Source organism: Micromonospora sp. NPDC049089, assembly GCF_040648775.1.
Lineage (GTDB): Bacteria > Actinomycetota > Actinomycetes > Mycobacteriales > Micromonosporaceae > Micromonospora.
On sequence record NZ_JBEZEH010000031.1, the window covers coordinates 1 to 5,022 of the forward strand.

The 5,022-nt window shown below is 73.1% G+C and carries 5 protein-coding genes; 2 read left to right on the plus strand and 3 right to left on the minus strand.

Annotation, left to right across the window (positions count from 1 at the left end; genetic code table 11):
* Positions 1 to 126: 126 nt before the first annotated feature.
* On the minus strand, positions 127 to 1,698 hold the full coding sequence (gene purH, locus AB0B48_RS08160; RefSeq protein WP_357197702.1) for a bifunctional phosphoribosylaminoimidazolecarboxamide formyltransferase/IMP cyclohydrolase: 1,572 nt from the start codon (positions 1,696 to 1,698) through the stop codon (positions 127 to 129).
* Positions 1,695 to 2,315, minus strand: a complete 621-nt coding sequence (purN, locus tag AB0B48_RS08165; protein ID WP_091406347.1) for a phosphoribosylglycinamide formyltransferase — start codon at positions 2,313 to 2,315, stop codon at positions 1,695 to 1,697. Before purN ends, purH begins: the two co-directional genes overlap by 4 nt.
* Positions 2,316 to 2,604: 289 nt before the next feature.
* On the opposite strand from purN, the gene AB0B48_RS08170 reads away from it, so the two are divergent.
* A complete protein-coding gene (locus AB0B48_RS08170; protein ID WP_357197705.1) occupies positions 2,605 to 3,153 on the plus strand; it encodes a DUF4190 domain-containing protein in 549 nt (182 codons plus the stop codon).
* A gap of 54 nt (positions 3,154 to 3,207) precedes the next feature.
* Here the strand turns inward: AB0B48_RS08170 and AB0B48_RS08175 are convergent, their stop codons facing one another.
* Positions 3,208 to 4,497 carry a DUF6350 family protein gene (locus AB0B48_RS08175; protein WP_357197708.1) on the minus strand — a complete coding sequence of 430 codons (1,290 nt, stop codon included), beginning with the start codon at positions 4,495 to 4,497 and terminating at the stop codon, positions 3,208 to 3,210.
* Between the two features lie 200 nt (positions 4,498 to 4,697).
* Between AB0B48_RS08175 and AB0B48_RS08180 the strand changes: the two genes are divergently transcribed.
* Positions 4,698 to 4,964 carry a hypothetical protein gene (locus tag AB0B48_RS08180; RefSeq protein ID WP_091406354.1) on the plus strand — a complete coding sequence of 89 codons (267 nt, stop codon included), beginning with the start codon at positions 4,698 to 4,700 and terminating at the stop codon, positions 4,962 to 4,964.
* The last annotated feature ends 58 nt before the right edge of the window (positions 4,965 to 5,022 follow it).

Consider the following 5,022-nt stretch of genomic DNA (forward strand, 5'->3'; position numbering starts at 1 on the left):
ACACCCCCCCCCACCCCCCCCCCCACCCCCACACCACCCCACCCCCTTTTTTTTTTACTATACCGCCCCCAATTTCGGCGTGTCGGGGCAATAACTTCATGATCGACGAGGTCGGAGCCCTCGGTGTCAGTGGAAGAAGTGGCGGGTTCCGGTCAGGTACATCGTCACGTTTGCCTTCTTGGCCGCTTCGATGACTTCCTCGTCACGGATGGAGCCGCCGGGCTGCACGATGGCGCGGACGCCGGCGTCGATGAGGATCTGCGGGCCGTCGGCGAACGGGAAGAACGCGTCCGAGGCGGCGACCGAGCCGCGGGCCCGGTCGGCGCCGGCGCGGGTGACAGCGAGCTGCGCCGAGTCGACCCGGTTGACCTGACCCATGCCGACACCGACGGTGGCGCCGTCCTTGGCGAGCAGGATCGCGTTGCTCTTCACCGCGCGGACCGCCCGCCAGGCGAACGCGAGGTCCCGCAGCAGCTCCTCGTCGGCGGCCTCGCCGGTCGCCAACTGCCAACTCGCCGGGTCGTCGCCGGGGGCGTCCACCCGGTCGGCGACCTGGGCCAGCACGCCGCCGGTCACCGGGCGCAACTCCACCCGCGCCGGCGTCCAGGCCGGTGCCCGCAGCAGTCGGATGTTCTTCTTGCCCTGCAACACCTCGACCGCGCCCTCGTCGAAGCCGGGGGCGACCACCACCTCGGTGAAGATCTCGGCGACCTGCTTAGCCATCTCGACCGAGACCGGCCGGTTGACCGCGATGACGCCGCCGAACGCCGACACCGGGTCGCAGGCGTGCGCCCTGCGGTGCGCCTCGGCGACGTCCGCGCCGATCGCGATGCCGCACGGGTTCGCGTGCTTGATGATCGCCACCGCCGGCTGGTCGGCGAAGTCGTTCGCGGCCCGCCAGGCGGCGTCGGCGTCGACGTAGTTGTTGTACGACATCTCCTTGCCGTGCAGCTGCTCGGCCTGGGCCAGCCCGGCCGGGGCGTCCGGGTCGGTGTAGAGCGCGGCGGGCTGGTGCGGGTTCTCGCCGTAGCGCAGCGCTGTCGACTTGCGCAGCGCCAGCCCCGCGAACTTCGGCCACGAGTCGTCGGCGGGTGCCAGCTCCTGCGCGAACCATTGGGCCACCGCCACGTCGTACTCGGCGATGTCGGCGAACGCCCGGGCGGCCAGCGCGCGGCGCTGGGCCACTGTGAAGCCACCCTCGGCGAGCGCGCCGAGCAGCGCCGGGTAAGCGGCCGGGTCGGTGACCACGGCGACCGAGGCGTGGTTCTTGGCGGCGGCGCGCACCATGGCCGGGCCGCCGATGTCGATCTGCTCCACGCACTCCTCGACGTCGGCGCCGGAGGCGACGGTCGCCTGGAACGGGTACAGGTTGGAGACCAGCAGGTCGAACGCCGCCACGCCCAGCTCGTCGAGCTGCGCCACGTGGGTGTCCTTCCGCAGGTCCGCGAGGAGACCCGCGTGCACCTTCGGGTGCAGGGTCTTCACCCGGCCGTCGAGCACCTCGGGGAACCCGGTCACCGTCTCCACCGGCGTCACCGGCACCCCGGCGGCGGCGATGGTGCCCGCCGTGCTGCCGGTGGACACGATCTCCACACCGGCAGCGTGCAGGGCCTGAGCCAGCTCGGCCAGCCCGGTCTTGTCGTAGACGCTGACCAGCGCCCGCCTGATCGGGCGGCGCCCGTCCTGAGTGGGACTCACGGAACCGTGACCTTCCTTCCGGTGATGGTCCAGCCTTCGCGGACCAGCCGACCGACCTGCTCGACGAGCTGGCGTCGCTCGGCTTCCTTGATGCGCTCGGTGAGCGTGTCGACGTCGTCGTCGTCCAGCACCGGCACCGCGACCTGCGCGACGATTGGCCCGGTGTCCATGCCGGCGTCGACGAAGAAGAGGGTGGCTCCGGTGAGCTTCACGCCGTAGGCGAGAGCGTCACGCGGGCCGTGGATGCCGGGAAACGCCGGCAGCAGCGTGTTGTGGGTGTTCAGGTAGCGGTCGCCGAAGGCGGCGAGGAAGTGCGGGCCGACCAGCTTGAGGAAACCGGCGGAGATGACCAGGTCGGGTTGGTGCTTCGCGACGTGCGCGGTGAGCGCGCGGTCCCAGTCCTCCCGGGTGTCGTGGTCGCGGACCCGCTCGACGAAGGTGGGCACCCCCGCCGCGTCGGCCCGGTCCAGGCCCGCGATGCCGTCGCGGTCCGCGCCGACCGCGACGACCTGTGCGCCGTACGCGGGGTCGGCGGCGGCATCCAGCAGCGACTGAAGGTTGCTCCCGGAGCCGGAGATGAGGACGACGATGCGGGCGACAGGCGCGGGCTCGGTCACCGGGCCACCCTATCGGGCAGGTCAGGGACGCCCTTCGACTGGGCGGCACGCCGATCTTCGACAGTGCCGACGTGCGTCGACCCGGTACGCTGCCGCTCGCTCGGGCCGAACGCCGCACCGGCCCACACACCGCCCCTGATCCGGCACGCGAAGCGGTCGACTAGGAGCTTTTCGCCTGCTTTGGGAGACATGTCGTCCTGTTGCTGTACTGGGCTTTGGGAGGACTGACCGCGATCATGGATGGAAATAAGAGCACCAACTGACGGAACCAGTCCAAGGAGCTTCTCGAATGCAGCCCGGTAACCCCGGTCAGGACCCGTACGGCCAGCAGCCCAACCAGGACCCGACCGCTCCCCAGCCGCCGGCCGCCCCGTACGGCCAGCAGCCCACCTCCGGCCAGCCGTACGGTCAGCAGCCGAACGACCCGTACGCCGCGCCGCAGGCCCCGTACGGCCAGCAGCCCACCTCGGGCCAGCCGTACGGTCAGCAGCCGAACGACCCGTACGCGCAGCAGCAGCCCCCGTACGGCGCCAGCCCGACCTACCCGAACGCCGGGTACCCGCAGGCGCAGGGGCAGAACAACACCCTCGGCCTGGTGTCGATGATCCTCGGTATCGCGTCGATCCCGCTGGTCTGCTGCCTGTACCTGGGCATCCCGGTCGGCATCGCGGGCATCGTGACCGGCTACCTCGCCAAGCAGAAGGTGGCCCAGGGTCAGGCCAACAACGCCGGCCAGGCCAAGGCCGGTCTGATCTGCGGCGCGGTCGGCGTCGGGCTGGGCATCCTGCTGCTCATCCTGAGCGTGGTGGCGCAGGTCAACCTGCCCACCCAGCCCTGACGGGTTCGGATTCGACGGGGCGCTCCGGTTTCACTCGGGGCGCCCCGCGCTCGTCTACTGCGCGGGCCCGCGGGTCAGCGCCCGGGTCGCGGCAGCGCCGACCAGCGCGCCGACCGCTATGACACCGGCCGCCACCGCCCCGACCTGCCAACCCACCGGCCCGACCTGGGACAGTCGGCCGGCGCCGAGCGGCCCACCGGAGACCGCCGCTGCCGCACCGAGCACCACACCGGCCACCGGCCCGGCCAGCACCGCCGGCGTCAGCAACACGGCCCAGCGCTGCGCAGCCCGCTCCGGCCCGGCGAGTCGAGCCACTCGCCGGGCGAGCAGCCAACCGGCGACCATCCCGGCGAGAACCGGCACCGCGAGCAGCAGGGCACCGAAGCCGTCCACCGGGCCGCGCGGCAGGCCAGCGAGCAGCGGCACGGCCGGCAGCGCGCCGATCGACACCTCGCTGGTGCGGACCGCTGTGTCAGTTCCGACAGCGAACCCCGGCCCGAGCAGGTAACTGGTCGACCAGACCGCCGCGTTGGGCGCGTACGCGACGCTGACCAGGGTGATGCCGGCCTGCCCGGCGACTCCGGTCCGGTACGCCCCGATCATGTCGGCCGCATCGCCGCCACCGGTGGCCACCGCCAGGCCGGCCGCTCCGGCGCCCGCGCCGAGCAGCAGCAGCCCGGCCACCAGGCCGGTGCGAACGCCGTCGCGCACCGGGCTCGGGAGCCGGGAGACGAGCAGCCGGGTCACGGCGGTGATCCGGACCGCGCCGACCAGCGCGGCGAGCGTGCCGACCGCAGCGAACGTGGCGCCCGCCCGGATCAGCGACACACTCGGCCCGCCGGTGCCGACCAGCACCGCCGCGAGCGCGCCGAGCAGCGCGTACGCGATGCCGACAGCGACCGCGGCGAGCAGTGCCCGGCGCGGTGAGCGGGTGTCGCGGGCACCGATCGCGCGGCTCACGTGCACGCCGGCGCGGCTCAGCCGCCAGAGCGCGAGCACTGTCAGCGCCAGCGGGGCGAGCCCGAGCGGCCCGGTCTCGGTGTGCAACGGCACGCCGTGCCCGAGCAGCCAGCCGGCCAGCGCGGTGCGCAGGGTGCCGGTCACTGTGGTGCCATCCGCGCCGAGCTGCACCAGGCCGAGCACGATGGCGACCGGCAGGTACGAGGTGACGGCGGCCCAGCAGGCGGCCACCCCGGCGGCGACGGGCAGTGGCGCCCGCCCGCGCGGCGACCCACCAGCGCGAGGCGCGGGCACCCGCCGGGCCGGTGCGGCACGGTCGACCGGCCGGTCGTCGGCGCTCACACCGCCGGGACGGCTGGGACGGTCAGGGGTGACGGGGGACATCCGCTCTACTCTGGCACGTCGCGCGGGCGGTGGCAGTCCGTTAACCCCTCCTAAGGTCGGCGAGTTCACCGAACCGACGTCCTGCCCACCCGGGCCGGTCTAGCCTCGGCCCTGAGGGGGCGCGAGTCGCCGCCACCCGGGACGGGCCCGCCGGCCGCGGTACGGGCCGGCACGTCGCCCATGACCGCTCGGAGGAAGCTGTGACGACGCCATACCCGCCTCCCCCACCACCACCGGCCCAGGGACGCGACCGAACCACCCTCTGGGGCGTGCTGGGCATCGTGCTGGGGCTGATCTGCTGCGGCATCTTCGGCATCGTCTTCGGCTACCTGTCCATCCGCGACGCCCGGCGGTACGGGCAGTCGCCGCTGCTCGGTTACCTCGCCATCGCGTTCGGCGTGATCAACATCATCGGCGGGGCGATCCTGCGCTCGACCGGCAACTACCCGTTCTGGAACAACGACTGACGCGTACGGCAGAGGGGGGGGGGGGGGGGCGCGGGGGGCCCCCCCTGGCGGGGGGGGC

What these genes read in the sequence shown, in the direction of transcription:
- AB0B48_RS08170 (WP_357197705.1), top strand. Translation starts at nt 2,605, where the DNA reads ATGCAGCCCGGTAACCCCGGTCAGGACCCGTACGGCCAGCAGCCCAAC.
- AB0B48_RS08175 (WP_357197708.1), bottom strand. Translation starts at nt 4,497, where the DNA reads ATGTCCCCCGTCACCCCTGACCGTCCCAGCCGTCCCGGCGGTGTGAGC.